General features: G+C 62.6%; 13 protein-coding genes. 10 read left to right on the top strand and 3 right to left on the bottom strand.

Features of this window, described 5'->3' with window-relative positions; all coding sequences use genetic code 11:
• Positions 1-242: 242 nt before the first annotated feature.
• The 7 genes from RE418_RS23190 (at position 243) to RE418_RS23160 (ending at position 7178) form a co-directional block, all read left to right on the top strand.
• Positions 243-1199 carry an isoaspartyl peptidase/L-asparaginase family protein gene (locus tag RE418_RS23190; protein ID WP_089180700.1) on the top strand — a complete coding sequence of 319 codons (957 nt, stop codon included), beginning with the start codon at positions 243-245 and terminating at the stop codon, positions 1197-1199.
• A 19-nt stretch (positions 1200-1218) separates the two neighbouring features.
• Complete coding sequence (locus RE418_RS23185; protein ID WP_089180701.1) at positions 1219-3093, top strand: dipeptide ABC transporter ATP-binding protein; 1875 nt, start codon at positions 1219-1221, stop codon at positions 3091-3093.
• 23 nt (positions 3094-3116) lie between these two features.
• Positions 3117-4652 carry a glutathione ABC transporter substrate-binding protein GsiB gene (gene gsiB / locus RE418_RS23180; RefSeq protein WP_089180702.1) on the top strand — a complete coding sequence of 512 codons (1536 nt, stop codon included), beginning with the start codon at positions 3117-3119 and terminating at the stop codon, positions 4650-4652.
• A 52-nt stretch (positions 4653-4704) separates the two neighbouring features.
• Positions 4705-5625: a glutathione ABC transporter permease GsiC gene (gene gsiC / locus RE418_RS23175; RefSeq protein WP_025302141.1), complete on the top strand. Its 921-nt coding sequence runs from the start codon at positions 4705-4707 to the stop codon at positions 5623-5625.
• 9 nt (positions 5626-5634) lie between these two features.
• Complete coding sequence (gene gsiD, locus RE418_RS23170) at positions 5635-6543, top strand: glutathione ABC transporter permease GsiD (protein ID WP_169540348.1); 909 nt, start codon at positions 5635-5637, stop codon at positions 6541-6543.
• Between the two features lie 81 nt (positions 6544-6624).
• A complete protein-coding gene (locus RE418_RS23165; protein ID WP_079449478.1) occupies positions 6625-6867 on the top strand; it encodes a type II toxin-antitoxin system CcdA family antitoxin in 243 nt (80 codons plus the stop codon).
• A gap of 2 nt (positions 6868-6869) precedes the next feature.
• Complete coding sequence (locus tag RE418_RS23160) at positions 6870-7178, top strand: CcdB family protein (RefSeq protein ID WP_049208872.1); 309 nt, start codon at positions 6870-6872, stop codon at positions 7176-7178.
• 39 nt (positions 7179-7217) lie between these two features.
• On the opposite strand, the gene fghA is transcribed toward RE418_RS23160, so the two are convergent.
• From fghA to RE418_RS23145, 3 genes are read right to left on the bottom strand one after another with little or no spacing between them, the layout of a single operon-like run.
• The gene (fghA, locus tag RE418_RS23155) at positions 7218-8060 is read right to left on the bottom strand and encodes an S-formylglutathione hydrolase (protein WP_015377214.1); all 843 of its coding nucleotides are present in this window, start codon (positions 8058-8060) and stop codon (positions 7218-7220) included.
• Positions 8061-8074: 14 nt separating this feature from the next.
• Positions 8075-9199 carry an S-(hydroxymethyl)glutathione dehydrogenase/class III alcohol dehydrogenase gene (locus RE418_RS23150; protein WP_043142415.1) on the bottom strand — a complete coding sequence of 375 codons (1125 nt, stop codon included), beginning with the start codon at positions 9197-9199 and terminating at the stop codon, positions 8075-8077.
• A gap of 30 nt (positions 9200-9229) precedes the next feature.
• Positions 9230-10150, bottom strand: coding sequence for a LysR family transcriptional regulator (locus tag RE418_RS23145; protein ID WP_089180703.1), 921 nt, complete (start codon positions 10148-10150; stop codon positions 9230-9232).
• A gap of 105 nt (positions 10151-10255) precedes the next feature.
• Here RE418_RS23145 and RE418_RS23140 point away from each other — a divergent pair, with 105 nt between their 5' ends.
• The 3 genes from RE418_RS23140 (at position 10256) to yeiB (ending at position 13574) form a co-directional block, all read left to right on the top strand.
• Positions 10256-11413: a YbfB/YjiJ family MFS transporter gene (locus RE418_RS23140; protein ID WP_043142422.1), complete on the top strand. Its 1158-nt coding sequence runs from the start codon at positions 10256-10258 to the stop codon at positions 11411-11413.
• A gap of 243 nt (positions 11414-11656) precedes the next feature.
• Complete coding sequence (folE, locus tag RE418_RS23135) at positions 11657-12322, top strand: GTP cyclohydrolase I FolE (RefSeq protein ID WP_004938969.1); 666 nt, start codon at positions 11657-11659, stop codon at positions 12320-12322.
• A 79-nt stretch (positions 12323-12401) separates the two neighbouring features.
• The gene (yeiB, locus tag RE418_RS23130; RefSeq protein ID WP_043142424.1) at positions 12402-13574 is read left to right on the top strand and encodes a DUF418 domain-containing protein YeiB; all 1173 of its coding nucleotides are present in this window, start codon (positions 12402-12404) and stop codon (positions 13572-13574) included.
• Positions 13575-13626: the final 52 nt, after the last annotated feature.

The following is a 13626-nucleotide window of genomic DNA, read 5'->3' as shown; positions in this document are numbered from 1 at the left end:
ATTACCAATAATCCCAGCCGCACCACCAGCGGTTTACTGCTTTTTATAACCTGCTGTTTTTATTCCAATAAGCTATTTCAAGGTGCGAAATGGTCTAAGCGCGCTACGCTAAAAGCGGGACGTGGACGTTATGCTGTACTTCCACTGTAGGACTAAATAGAGTCGAAAAGACTGAATAATAATGATACCGCGCTCAGCTTATTCGCTGCGCAACGGCGGGATTAACACAGGGTGTCAGGCAAATGAGCAAACCAGTGATTGCCATTCATGGCGGCGCGGGCGCAATTACCCGGGCGGCGCTGAGTGCGGAAAAAGAACGGCAGTATATCCAGGCGCTGTCCGAGATCGTGGCCGCCGGGCAGGCGGTATTGGCACAGGGCGGCAGCGCGCTGGATGCGGTGACCGAAGCGGTGCGGCTGCTCGAAGAGTGCCCGCTGTTCAACGCCGGCAAAGGCTCGGTGTTTACCCATCAGGGCACCCACGAACTGGATGCCTGCGTGATGGACGGCCGCACCTGCGACGCCGGCGCTGTCGCTGGCGTCAGCCATATCCGCAACCCGGTGCTGGCGGCGCGCGCGGTGCTGGAAAACAGCGAACACGTGCTGTTTGCCGCCGAAGGCGCCGAGAAGTTTGCCGCCGCCCACGGCCTGGAAATGGTTACTCCCGACTTCTTCTTTACCCAAGAACGCTTTGATCAGCTGCACCGCGCCCAGGCGGAGCAGGGCCGGGTATTGCTCGATCACGACGGCGCGGCACGGGCCGGCGATCCGCTCGATCCCGATCGCAAATTCGGCACCGTCGGCGCGGTGGCGCTGGATGCGCTGGGCAACCTTGCCGCCGCCACCTCCACCGGCGGCATGACCAACAAGCAGGCAGGGCGAGTGGGCGACACGCCGATTATCGGCGCCGGTTGCTATGCCAACAACGCCACCGTGGCGGTCTCCAGCACCGGCACCGGCGAGATCTTCATGCGCGGCGTGGCGGCCTATGACGTCTCCGCCCTGATCGAATACGGCGGCCTCAGCCTGCAGGCGGCCAGCGATCGGGTGGTGATGGAGAAGCTGCCTGCACTGGGTGGCAGCGGCGGCATGATCGCCGTCGATCGCCACGGCAATATCGCGCTGCCGTTTAACTGCGAGGGGATGTATCGCGGTTTTGGTTATGTCGGCGATGCGCCGTCCGTCGGGATTTATCGCTAAGCGTTCACCGGGAGGGTGTATGACCGACGTTTCATTCCGGCCCGCCGGCGACGGGTTGTCATTGCCGCCGCAGCGGGTGCTGACGGTGCGCGATTTGAGCATCCGTTTTCCTCAAGCGGACGGCGCCGTGGAAGCGGTGCGCAACCTGTCGTTCGATCTCGATCGCGGCGAGACGCTGGCAATCGTCGGTGAGTCCGGCTCTGGCAAATCGGTGACTTCACTGGGACTGATGCGGCTGGTGGAGCAGGGCGGTGGGCGCATCGTCAGCGGCGCCATGACGCTGCGCCGGCGCGACGGCGCGTTGCTCGAGCTGGCGCATGCCTCGCAGAGCACGCTGCGCACGGTGCGCGGCGCCGACATGGCGATGATCTTCCAGGAGCCGATGACCTCGCTCAACCCGGTATTTCCGGTCGGCGAGCAGATCGCCGAATCGCTGCGCCTGCATCAGGGCATGGACCACCGCAGCGCGCGTCAGGAGGCGCTGCGCATGCTCGATCTGGTGCGCATTCCTGAGGCCAAAGAGGTGCTGGGGCGCTACCCGCATCAGCTTTCCGGCGGCATGCGCCAGCGGGTGATGATCGCTATGGCGCTCTCTTGCAAGCCGGCGTTGCTGATTGCCGATGAACCCACTACCGCCCTCGACGTCACCATTCAGGCGCAGATCCTGCAGCTGATCCGCGTGCTGCAACAGGAGATGCAGATGGGGGTGATCTTCATCACTCACGACATGGGCGTGGTGGCAGAGATAGCCGACCGGGTGCTGGTGATGCGCCGCGGCGAGCAGGTGGAACAGAATCGAGTGCGTGAATTATTCGCCGCGCCGCAACAGGCCTATACCCGGGCGCTGCTGGCGGCGGTGCCGAAGCTGGGGGAGATGGCCGATCGGCCGCTGCCGGCGAAGTTTCCGCTGGCGGATGGCGAGGGGGATACGGCGCCGCAGGATACCGTGCCGCCAGACGCTGCGCCGATCCTGCGGGTGGAGCATCTGGTCACACGTTTTGATCTGCGCGGCGGGTTGTTCAATCGGGTCACTCGCCGGGTGCACGCGGTAGAAAACGTCAGTTTCGATCTTTACCCTGGCGAGACGCTGGGGCTGGTGGGCGAGTCCGGCTGCGGTAAGTCCACCACCGGGCGCGCTTTGCTGAAGCTGGTGGACAGCCAGAGCGGCACCATCACCTTCGCCGGGCGGCGGATAGACCAATTGAAGGGGTCGGCGCTGCAGCATCTGCGGCGCGATATTCAGTTCATCTTTCAAGATCCTTACGCCTCGCTCGATCCGCGCCTGACGGTCGGTTTCTCCATCATGGAGCCGCTGTTGGTGCACAACGTGATGCGCGGCCGTGAGGCGGAACGGCGGGTGGCCTGGCTGCTGGAACGCGTCGGTCTGCAGCCGGAGCATGCGCGCCGCTATCCGCACGAATTTTCCGGCGGCCAGCGCCAACGCATCTGCATCGCGCGCGCGCTGGCGCTGAACCCGAAAGTGGTGATCGCCGATGAAGCGGTCTCGGCGCTGGACGTGTCGATTCAGGCGCAGATCGTCAATCTGCTGCTCGATCTGCAGCGTGAGTTCGGCATCGCTTTTCTGTTCATTTCACACGACATGGCGGTGGTGGAGCGTATCAGCCACCGGGTGGCGGTGATGTACCTCGGGCAAATTGTCGAGATCGGCCCGCGGCAGGCGGTATTCGACAATCCGCAGCACCCCTATACCCGCAAGTTGATGGCGGCGGTGCCGGTAGCCGATCCCGCTCATGCCCACAAACGGCAGCCGCTGCCGGCCGATGAGATCCCGAGCCCAGTGCGCGCACTGGGCGATGAACCCGTTACCGCACCGCTGGTGCAGGTTGGCGCCGGGCACTTTGTCGCCCGCCACCCGATCGCCGGTGCTTTTTAAAGACCTCAGGAGAGACAAGCGACATGAAGCACACATTCAAACGCAATGCGCTGTTGGCCGCCATACTGCTGGCGGCGGGAACCGGCCCGGTTTGGGCGGCGAAGGACGCGGTGATTGCCGTGGCGTCCAATTTCACCACTCTTGATCCTTACGACGCCAACGACACGCTGTCGCAGGCGGTGGCCAAGTCTTTCTATCAGGGGTTGTTCGGCTTCGACAAGGACATGAAGCTGGTGAACGTGCTGGCGGACAGCTATGAGGTCAGCAAAGACGGCCTGACCTATACCGTCAAACTGCGTCAGGGCATTAAATTCCACGACGGCACCGCGTTCAACGCCGAGGCGGTGAAGGCCAACCTCGATCGCGCCAGTAACCCGGACAGCCACCTCAAGCGCTACAACCTGTTCAAGATGATCGACAAAACCGAGGCGGTGGACGCCAATACGGTGAAGATCGTGCTGAAGGCGCCGTTCTCGGCGTTCGTCAACAATCTGGCGCACCCGGCGGCGGCGATCATCTCCCCGGCGGCGCTGAAGCAATACGGCAAAGAGATCGGTTTCCACCCGGTCGGCACCGGGCCGTATCAGTTCATGACCTGGAACCAGACCGATTTCGTCAAGGTGAAGAAGTTCGACGGCTACTGGCAGCCGGGGCTGCCGAAGCTCGACAGCATCACCTGGCGCCCGGTGGTGGATAACAACACCCGCGCGGCGATGCTGCAGACCGGCGAGGCGACCTTCGCCTTCCCGATCCCTTACGAGCAGGCCAAGGTGCTGGAGGGCAACGCCAAGCTGGACGTGGTGGCTGCGCCGTCGATCCTGCAGCGTTACATCAGCATGAACGTCACTCAAAAGCCGTTCGACAACCCGAAGGTGCGCCAGGCGCTCAACTACGCGATTAACAAGGACGCGCTGATCAAGGTAGCGTTCGCCGGTTATGCGGTGCCGGCGGAAGGGCCGGTGCCGCCGGCCATCGATTTCGCCGCCCGCTACAAGCCGTGGCCGTACGATCCGGCCAAGGCGCGCGAGCTGTTGAAAGAGGCCGGCTACCCGAACGGCTTCACCACCACGCTGTGGTCGTCCCACAACCACAGCACCGCGCAGAAAGTGCTGCAGTTCACCCAACAGCAGCTGGCGCAGGTGGGGGTGAAAGTGACGGTGACGGCGATGGATGCCGGGCAGCGCGCGGCGCAGGTGGAGAGCGTCGGGGTGAAAGACACCGGCGTGCGGCTGTTCTACACCGGCTGGTCGGCCTCGACCGGGGAAGCGGACTGGGCGCTGTCGCCGCTGTTCTCCACCCAGGCGGCGCCGCCGAAGCAGTTCAACACCGCGTTCTACAGCAACCCGCAGGTGGACAAGGATCTGACCGACGCGCTGGCGACCACCGATCGCGCCGAGAAGCAGAAACTGTATCAGGATGCACAGGATCGCATCTGGGCCGACGCGCCCTGGATCTTCCTGGCAACCGAACGTCTGTTGTCGGCCAACAGCAAACAGCTGAGCGGCTTCTACGTGATGCCGGATACCTCGTTCAACTTTGATAACGCCGATCTGAAATAAGGCGCCCATCCCCGCCTGCGGCCAGACGGCGGCAGGTGGGGGAAGGAATGAGATGCTCAATTATTTTCTGAAACGACTGCTGGGCCTGATCCCGACGCTGCTGATCGTGGCGGTGCTGGTGTTCCTGTTCGTCCACCTGCTGCCGGGTGATCCGGCGCGGCTGGCGGCGGGGCCGGAGGCCGACGAGGCGGTGGTGCAGCTGGTGCGCAAGGATCTGGGGTTGGATAAGCCGCTGCCGCAGCAGTTCGCGCACTTTTTCGTCAACGCGCTGCGGGGCGACTTCGGCATCTCGATGGTGTCCAAGCGCCCGGTGAGCGAAGAGATCGCCTCGCGCTTTATGCCGACCTTCTGGCTGACCGTCGCCAGCATGCTGTGGGCGGTAGCGTTCGGCCTGGCGATCGGCGTGGTGTCGGCGGTGTGGCGTAACCGTTGGCCGGATCGTCTCGGCATGACGCTGGCGGTATCGGGGATCTCGTTCCCGGCCTTTGCGCTCGGCATGCTGCTGATGCAGGTGTTCTCGGTCGAGCTGGGGTGGCTGCCGACGGTGGGCGCCGACAGCTGGCGGCACTACATTCTGCCTTCTATCACCTTGGGGGCGGCGGTGGCGGCGGTGATGGCGCGTTTTACCCGCGCTTCGTTCGTCGAGGTGTTGCAGGAGGACTACATGCGCACCGCGCGCGCCAAGGGCGTGCGGGAAAGCGTGGTGGTGATGAAACACGGCCTGCGCAACGCGATGATCCCGGTAGTGACCATGATGGGGCTGCAGTTCGGCTTCCTGCTCGGCGGTTCGATCGTGGTGGAGAAGGTGTTCAACTGGCCGGGGCTGGGGCGCTTGCTGGTGGACTCGGTGGAGATGCGCGATTACCCGGTGATCCAGGCCGAGGTGCTGCTGTTCTCGCTGGAGTTCATCCTGATCAACCTGCTGGTGGATATGTTGTACGCGGCGATCAACCCGGCGATTCGTTACCAATGAGGAGGCGGCATGATTAAGCATTGGCGGCGCAACGCCGCACTGAAGGCGATGCCGCTTATCGACCCCAACGCGGTACGCACGCCGTGGGGCGAGTTTTGGCGGCGTTTTCGCCGCCAGCGGGCGGCGCTGGTCGCCGGCCTGTTGGTGCTGCTGCTGATTGCGGCGGCGCTGCTGGCGCCTTATCTGGCACCGTTCGATGCGGAAAACTATTTCGATTACGACCGGCTGAACGAAGGGCCTTCGCTGATGCACTGGCTGGGGGTGGATTCCCTCGGACGCGATATTTTCAGCCGCATCCTGATGGGCGCGCGCATTTCGCTGGCGGCCGGGGTGTTCTCGGTGCTGGCGGGCGGGGCGATCGGCACCCTGCTGGGGCTGCTGGCCGGTTACTATGAAGGCTGGTGGGATCGCCTCACCATGCGCGTCTGCGACGTGCTGTTCGCGTTTCCCGGCATTTTGCTGGCGATCGGCGTGGTGGCGATCATGGGCAGCGGCATGGCCAACGTGATCGTCGCGGTGGCGATCTTTAGCATTCCGGCCTTCGCCCGCCTGGTGCGCGGCAATACGCTGGTGCTGAAGCACCTGACCTATATCGAGTCGGCGCGCAGCATCGGCGCCTCGGACTGGACCATCATCCTGCGGCACATCCTGCCAGGCACCCTGTCTTCGATCGTGGTCTATTTCACCCTGCGCATCGGCACCTCGATCATCACCGCCGCCAGCCTGTCGTTTTTGGGCCTGGGCGCCCAGCCGCCGACGCCGGAGTGGGGGGCGATGCTCAACGAAGCGCGCGCCGATATGGTGATCGCGCCGCACGTGGCGATCTTCCCCAGCCTGGCGATATTCATCACCGTGCTGGCGTTCAACCTGTTGGGTGACGGATTGCGCGACGCGCTCGATCCGAAATTGAAGGGGTGAGGGCATCGCTGAATTGGCATACCCCTGTTTTACGAGTATAATTGATGAAAATTTGACCCGTGTATATTACAGGGATGAGGTATGGATATGGCAAATAGCAATGTGACGAAAAAGACAGTCAACGTAACCATCGATCGCGATCTTTTCCAGCGCGCAAAATCCCTGGGCGTCAATGTGTCATCCGTATTGACGGACGCATTGAGCGTCCGCGTCAGGGATATTGAGATTCAACAGTGGCGCGAGCAAAATCGCGCGGCGTTAGAAGAACTTAATCGTATCACTGAAGAAAATGGTTTGTTGTCTGATGAATATCGGACATTTTAAATATGCAATTTACCGTATATGACAATACGTATCCGGCATCAGCCTATCCCTACTTACTGGACGTTCAAAGCGATCTTATTGATGTCCTCTCGACCCGGTTAATGATCCCCCTTTATGCTTTGGATAACGTCAGGGTTAAAATTTCTGCACGTTTATGCCCGGAGATTGAGGTCAACGGCGAAAAGTTTCTTGTTATGACGCATGAGATGGCTGCCATACGTATTTCGCAGATTGGGAAGGCCGTTGGTAATGTCAATGAGCACAGGAATCAAATTAAAGCCGCTATCGATTTTCTGATTGATGGCTTTTGAATAAATCCGGACGGGTTAATAACCGCCCGGATTTTTTTATTAGCGGAACAGGTGCTCGGCGTGGAAGCGCAGGTGATCTTCCACGAAGGTGGCGATGGTGAAGTAGCTGTGATCGTACCCCGGCTGAATGCGCAGCGTCAGCGGCCAGTCGCGCTGGCGCGCCAGCTCGGCCAGCCGCGCCGGCTGCAGCTGATCGGCCAGGAACTGGTCGTCATCGCCCTGGTCGATCAGGACCGGCATTTTTTCCGCGCCGCTGGCCAGCAGATGGCAGCTGTCGTACTGCAGCCACTGGCTCTCGTCGCTGCCCAGATAGGCGGTGAACGCCTTGCGGCCCCACGGCACCTGGCACGGGTTGACGATCGGCGCGAACGCCGATACCGAGCGGAAGCGCTGCGGATTGCGAAATGCCATCATCAGCGCGCCGTGGCCGCCCATCGAGTGGCCGAAGATCGACTGACGATCGCTGACGCTGAAGTGCTGTTCGATCAGCGCCGGCAGTTCGGCGCTGATGTAGTCGTACATGCGGAAGTGGCGATCCCACGGCGCCTGGGTGGCGTTCAGGTAGAACCCGGCGCCCTGGCCCAGATCGTAACCTTCGTCGTTCGGCACCTCGTCACCGCGCGGGCTGGTGTCCGGCATCACCAGCACCAGGCCCAGCTCGGCGGCGATGCGCTGCGCGCCGGCTTTCAACGTGAAGTTCTCGTCGTTGCAGGTCAGCCCCGACAGCCAGTACAGCACCGGCGGCGGGTTGTCATCGCGCGGCGGCGGCAGGTAGATGCTGAATGTCATGTTGCAATTCAGGCTCTGCGCCGCGTGGCGATAACGCTGTTGCCAGCCGCCGAACATGCGGTGCTCTTCGAGAAGTTCCAATGACAGCGTCATCTCTGCCTCCTGGCTTATTTGTCGAAGTGGATGACGGAACGGATCGATTTGCCTTCGTGCATCAAATCGAACGCTTCGTTGATCTGCTCCAGCCCCATGGTGTGGGTGATAAAGTCGTTCAGCGCGAATTCGCCGTCCAGATAGCGCTCGACGATGCCCGGCAGCTGCGAACGGCCCTTGACGCCGCCGAATGCCGAGCCGCGCCAGACGCGGCCGGTGACCAGCTGGAACGGCCGGGTCGAGATTTCTTCGCCGGCGCCCGCGACGCCGATGATCACCGATTCACCCCAGCCCTTGTGGCAGCACTCCAACGCGGAACGCATCACGTTGACGTTGCCGATGCACTCGAAGGAGAAGTCGACGCCGCCGTCGGTCAGCTCGACGATCACGTCCTGAATCGGTTTGTCATAGTCTTTCGGGTTGATCAGATCGGTAGCGCCCAGCTTGCGCGCCAGATCGAACTTGCTGGTGTTGATGTCGATGCCGATGATGCGGCCCGCGCCGGCCATCTGCGCGCCGATGATCGCCGACAGGCCGATGCCGCCCAGGCCGAAGATCGCCACGGTGTCGCCCGGCTGCACTTTGGCGGTGTTCATCACCGCGCCCATGCCGGTGGTGACGCCACAGCCCAGCAGGCACACTTCTTCCAGCGGCGCTTCCTTGTTGATTTTCGCCAGTGAAATCTCCGGCACCACGGTGTATTCGGAGAAGGTGGAAGTGCCCATGTAGTGGAAGATCGGCTTGCCGTCCTTGAAGAAGCGGGTGGTGCCGTCCGGCATCAGGCCTTTACCCTGGGTGGCGCGGATCGCCTGGCACAGGTTGGTCTTGCCGGATTTACAGAATTTGCACTCGCCGCACTCCGGGGTGTAAAGCGGGATCACGTGGTCGCCGACCGCCACGCTGGTCACGCCTTCACCGACCGCTTCCACCACGCCGCCGCCCTCGTGGCCGAGGATTGCCGGGAACACGCCTTCCGGATCTTTGCCGGACAGGGTGTAGGCGTCGGTGTGACAAACGCCGGTGGCGACGATCCGCACCAGCACTTCGCCTTTTTGTGGTGGCATCAGCTCGACTTCTTCGATCTTCAGCGGCTGGTTCGGGCCCCAGGCAACGGCGGCGCGGGTTTTGATCATCTCCATCATAGTCTCCTCAGTGGTTTTCTTTTTAAATCAGGCGATATCGACAACGTCTGATAAATCGTTGGGGGTGCTTTCATCAACAGCGGCGATTTCCGTCTGTTCAATAATCAATTCTTTCAGCGCGCGCACGTTCGGCCCGAACGCGTCGCGGCGCCACAGCAGCCAGGTGGCGGTGTCGGCCACGTCCGGCGGCAGGGTGTGAACCCGAACCCGCTCATGGCCCGGCAGCAGGCTGAGCACCGAATGCGGGATCATCGCCAGCCCGGCGCCGCTGGCGACGCAGGCCAGCATGGCGTGATAGGACTGGATCTCCATGATTTGCCCCGGCCGCGCGCCTTCGCGCTTGAACCAGGCCTCCAGCCGCAGGCGGTAGGAGCAGCTGGCGCGAAAGGCGAACAGCGTTTCGCCGTTGACGTCTTTGGCGCTGTGGATCGGCGCGTGATCGAGACCGGAGATCACCACCATATGTTCAGGATAGGCGATGCAGCCGTTCAGCTCGTCATAGGGCACCGGGCCGTCGACCAGCGCTGCCGCCAGCGTGCCGGCGCGCACCCGATCGGCGATTTCGCCGGAGGTGCCGGTAGTCAGCGACAGAGACACCTGCGAGAAACGCTGGTGGTAAGCCGCCAGCAGCGAGGGCAGGCGGGTGGCGGCGGTGCTCTCCATCGAGCCGAGGGCGAAGTTGCCCGCCGGTTCGCCGGCGTGGGTGATGCTCATCGCCTCGTCGCTGAGCGCCAGGATGCGGTTGGCGTAGCACAGAAAGTTATGGCCCATCGGCGACAGGCGCAGGCGCTGTTTTTCGCGGATAAACAGATCGGCGCCCAGCTCCTGCTCAAGCTGGCGCAGCCGGGTGGTCAGGTTCGACGGCACGCGGTGCAGCTGCTCGGCGGCGCGGGCGACCGAGCCGGTTTCCGCTACGCAGCAGAACATGCGAAGCTGGGTCAGATCCATAATATTCTCGTTTCGTGATGAACTTGATTAGTATTATTCAGTTTTTGTGAGTTTAATACTGCGGCATGATACTGGCAACTTTCTTTTAACCTTTTGGATACCGGTATGGCTTTACGTATTGCCTTGAGCGGTTTTGCCGCGCTGATCGTCGCAATGGGCATTGGCCGCTTCGCTTTCACCCCGCAGGTGCCGCTGATGATCGCGGAACATCAGTTCAGCCTCACCGGCGCCGGGCTGGTGGCGGCGATCAACTATTTGGGCTACCTGTGCGGCGCCTACGACGCGATGCGCGCCACGCGCCACGTCGAGCGGCGCCTGTGGCTGGGCGTATGGGGCGCGATGGCGCTGACGCTGCTGTCGGCGCTGGCGCAGGATGCATGGACGCACGGCGCGCTGCGCTTCGTCATCGGCTGGGCCAGCGGCTGGGCGATGGTGCTGGTGGCGGCCTGGACCAACGAGCGGTTGGCGCACTACGGCCGGCCGGCGCTGAGCGCGGCGGTATTTGCCGGGCCGGGCGCCGGCATCTTCCTTAGCGGCATGCTGGCGGTGGGCATCAACGCGCTGGGGCTGACGGCGGCGCAGGCCTGGCTGGTGTATGGCGGGCTGGCGCTGGTGCTGGTCGGGGGGATTAGCGCCTTTCTGCCGCGCAGCGGCGAGCTGCATCGCCCGGACGTGGCCCCGGAGCCGCTGCTGCTGACGCCGGCGCTCAAACGCCTGGTGTGGAGCTATAGCCTGGCCGGCTTCGGCTACATCCTGCCGGCGACCTTTTTGTCGCAGATGGCGGCGGCGCGCTTTCCCGCCAGCCTGTTCGCGCAGTTTGTCTGGCCGGTGTTCGGCGGTGCGGCGGTGCTGGGGATTGTCATCGGCATTCTGACCCGCCATCGGCTAACTACCCAGACCCGGTTGGCGATCACGCTGTGGATACAGGCGTTGGGCGTGCTGAGCGCCGAAGCGGTGCCGGGCGTGGCCGGCCTGGCGCTCGGGGCGGTGCTGACCGGCGGCGGCTTCCTCTGCGTGGTGCAGCTCGCCCTTCAGCACGGCCGTGAACTGGCGCCGCGCCATGCGCGCTACATGGCTGGATTGCTGACCACCGGTTATGCGATCGGCCAACTGGTCGGGCCGATGCTGTCGGCGCTGTCGACCGCCATGACTCATCGGCTGGAGCCGGCGCTGTACGTGGCGGTGGCGGCGCTGTTGGTGGCCGGTGCGCTGGTAGTGAATACCCCGGCGCGGCGGTTGGCGCAAAAAACGGCGATGCGCTGATTAAAATCCATACAAAAAAAGCGGGATCCCGCAGCCGGCCTGATTGTGCTAAATGCGAATATTTCACCTGCGGATGAAGCACAATCACTGGATAATCGCCGCGCTCTCATCTACAGTGGGGCAAAATCTTGACCGGGTTCACGTTATCCATCACGAAAACTCTGCCGTCACGAGAGCAAGCAATTCGCCGGCCGCACGCCCTACCAGGCCGCCGGCGGGTTCCGTCCGCAGGAGAACAAATACATGACATCATTAAGTAAAGAAGCCGCGCTGGTGCATGCGGCACTGGAAGAGCGTGGTCTGGAGACACCGCTGCGCGGGGAAGTGCTGGATCGCGAAACGCGCAAGCGTCGCATCAAAGAGCACATGACTGAAATCATGCAGCTGCTGAATCTCGATCTGTCTGACGACAGCCTGGCGGAAACGCCGCATCGCATCGCCAAAATGTATGTCGACGAGATCTTCTCCGGGCTGGACTACGCCAACTTCCCGAAAATCACCGTCATCGAGAACAAGATGAAAGTGGATGAGATGGTGACGGTGCGCGATATCACGCTGACCAGCACCTGCGAGCACCACTTCGTCACCATCGACGGCAAGGCTACCGTGGCCTATATCCCGAAAGACTCTGTGATCGGTCTGTCGAAGATCAACCGCATCGTGCAGTTCTTCTCCCAGCGTCCGCAGGTGCAAGAGCGTCTGACCCAGCAGATCCTGGTCGCGCTGCAGACCCTGCTCGGTACCAATAACGTGGCGGTATCGATCGACGCGGTCCATTATTGTGTCAAGGCGCGCGGCATTCGCGACGCGACCAGCGCCACCACCACCACCTCGTTGGGGGGGCTGTTCAAGTCCAGCCAGAATACCCGCCAGGAGTTCCTGCGCGCGGTGCGTCATCACCAGGGGTGATGGCGTTGCGGGGCGACTCGCAATAGCATAACAGGCGCCTGCGGGCGCCTTTTTCATGAGCGGAAGACAGCGATAAAAAATGAACAGTCATCCTCTGCCGCGCATCGCTACGCTGGACTGCGTGCGCGGCATCGCCATCCTCGGCATCTTATTGCTGAACATCAACGCCTTCGGCTTGCCGAAGGCCGCCTATCTCAACCCGGCCTATTTGGGGATGCCGTCGTCGCGCGATGCCTGGACCTGGGCGCTGCTGGATCTCTTCGCCCAGGCCAAGTTCCTGGCGATGTTCGCGCTGTTGTTCGGCGCCGGGTTGCACATGCTGCTGCGGCGCGGCAAAAGCTGGATCCGCGCGCGGCTGTCGTGGTTGGTGCTGTTCGGCCTCGCGCACGCCATCTTCCTGTGGGACGGCGATATTCTGCTGGCCTACGGGCTGATCGGCCTGGTGTGCTGGCGCATGATCCGCGAGGCCAAAGAAACTTTCCAGCTGCTGAAAACCGGCGTGGTGCTCTACCTGATCGGCGTGGCGGTGCTGCTGCTGCTCGGTTTTATCTCGCACGGTGAACCGGGCAGCTTCTGGCAGCCGGGCGTGGCGGAGTTGCAGTACGAGAAGTTCTGGAAGCTGCAGGGCGGTTTCGAAGCCTGGCGCAGCCGCGCCGATCTGCTCTCGTCCAGCCTGCTGGCCATCGGCGCGCAGTATGGCTGGGAGCTGGCGGGGCTGATGCTGTTCGGCGCTGGGCTGATGCGCAGCGGCTGGCTGCGCGGCAGCTATTCCTCCGGCTATTACCTGAGGCAGGCGGCGTGGCTGCTGCCGCTTTCGGTGCTGATCCAGCTGCCGGCGGTGGCGCTGCAATGGCAGGTGCAGTGGGACTATCGCTGGAGCGGTTTCCTGCTGCAGGTGCCGCGTGAGCTGGGCGCCCCGCTGCAGGCGATGGGCTATCTGGCGCTGTGTTACGGTTTCTGGCCCGCACTGTCGCGCCTGCGCATCGCCCACTGGCTGAGCCAGGTGGGGCGCATGGCGCTGAGCAACTACCTGCTGCAAACGCTGATCTGCACCACGTTGTTTTATCGCTTCGGTCTCTATGAGCAGTTCGACCGGCTGCAGCTGTTGGCGTTCGTGCCGCTGGTCTGGCTGGCCAACCTGGCGTTTTCCGTACTGTGGCTGCGTTATTTCGCTCAGGGGCCGATGGAGTGGCTGTGGCGCAAGCTGACGCAGCTGGCCGCCGGCGAAGCGGAGCCCAAAACGCTGAAATGAGTGCCCATCGGCAGGTTAAAAAAATGTATGTAAACGTTTTCTTTCCTGTGAC

The sequence above is a fragment of the Serratia sp. szju genome, assembly GCF_044594185.1.
Lineage (GTDB): Bacteria > Pseudomonadota > Gammaproteobacteria > Enterobacterales > Enterobacteriaceae > Serratia > Serratia bockelmannii.
The sequence above is the reverse complement of the archived record's forward strand: the minus strand, read 5'-3'. Positions and strand labels throughout refer to the sequence as shown.

Coding starts and splice junctions, on each gene's coding strand:
- RE418_RS23190 (WP_089180700.1), top strand. CDS start 243: ATGAGCAAACCAGTGATTGCCATTCATGGCGGCGCGGGCGCAATTACC.
- RE418_RS23185 (WP_089180701.1), top strand. CDS start 1,219: ATGACCGACGTTTCATTCCGGCCCGCCGGCGACGGGTTGTCATTGCCG.
- gsiB (WP_089180702.1), top strand. CDS start 3,117: ATGAAGCACACATTCAAACGCAATGCGCTGTTGGCCGCCATACTGCTG.
- gsiC (WP_025302141.1), top strand. CDS start 4,705: ATGCTCAATTATTTTCTGAAACGACTGCTGGGCCTGATCCCGACGCTG.
- gsiD (WP_169540348.1), top strand. CDS start 5,635: ATGATTAAGCATTGGCGGCGCAACGCCGCACTGAAGGCGATGCCGCTT.
- RE418_RS23165 (WP_079449478.1), top strand. CDS start 6,625: ATGGATATGGCAAATAGCAATGTGACGAAAAAGACAGTCAACGTAACC.
- RE418_RS23160 (WP_049208872.1), top strand. CDS start 6,870: ATGCAATTTACCGTATATGACAATACGTATCCGGCATCAGCCTATCCC.
- fghA (WP_015377214.1), bottom strand. CDS start 8,060: ATGACGCTGTCATTGGAACTTCTCGAAGAGCACCGCATGTTCGGCGGC.
- RE418_RS23150 (WP_043142415.1), bottom strand. CDS start 9,199: ATGGAGATGATCAAAACCCGCGCCGCCGTTGCCTGGGGCCCGAACCAG.
- RE418_RS23145 (WP_089180703.1), bottom strand. CDS start 10,150: ATGGATCTGACCCAGCTTCGCATGTTCTGCTGCGTAGCGGAAACCGGC.
- RE418_RS23140 (WP_043142422.1), top strand. CDS start 10,256: ATGGCTTTACGTATTGCCTTGAGCGGTTTTGCCGCGCTGATCGTCGCA.
- folE (WP_004938969.1), top strand. CDS start 11,657: ATGACATCATTAAGTAAAGAAGCCGCGCTGGTGCATGCGGCACTGGAA.
- yeiB (WP_043142424.1), top strand. CDS start 12,402: ATGAACAGTCATCCTCTGCCGCGCATCGCTACGCTGGACTGCGTGCGC.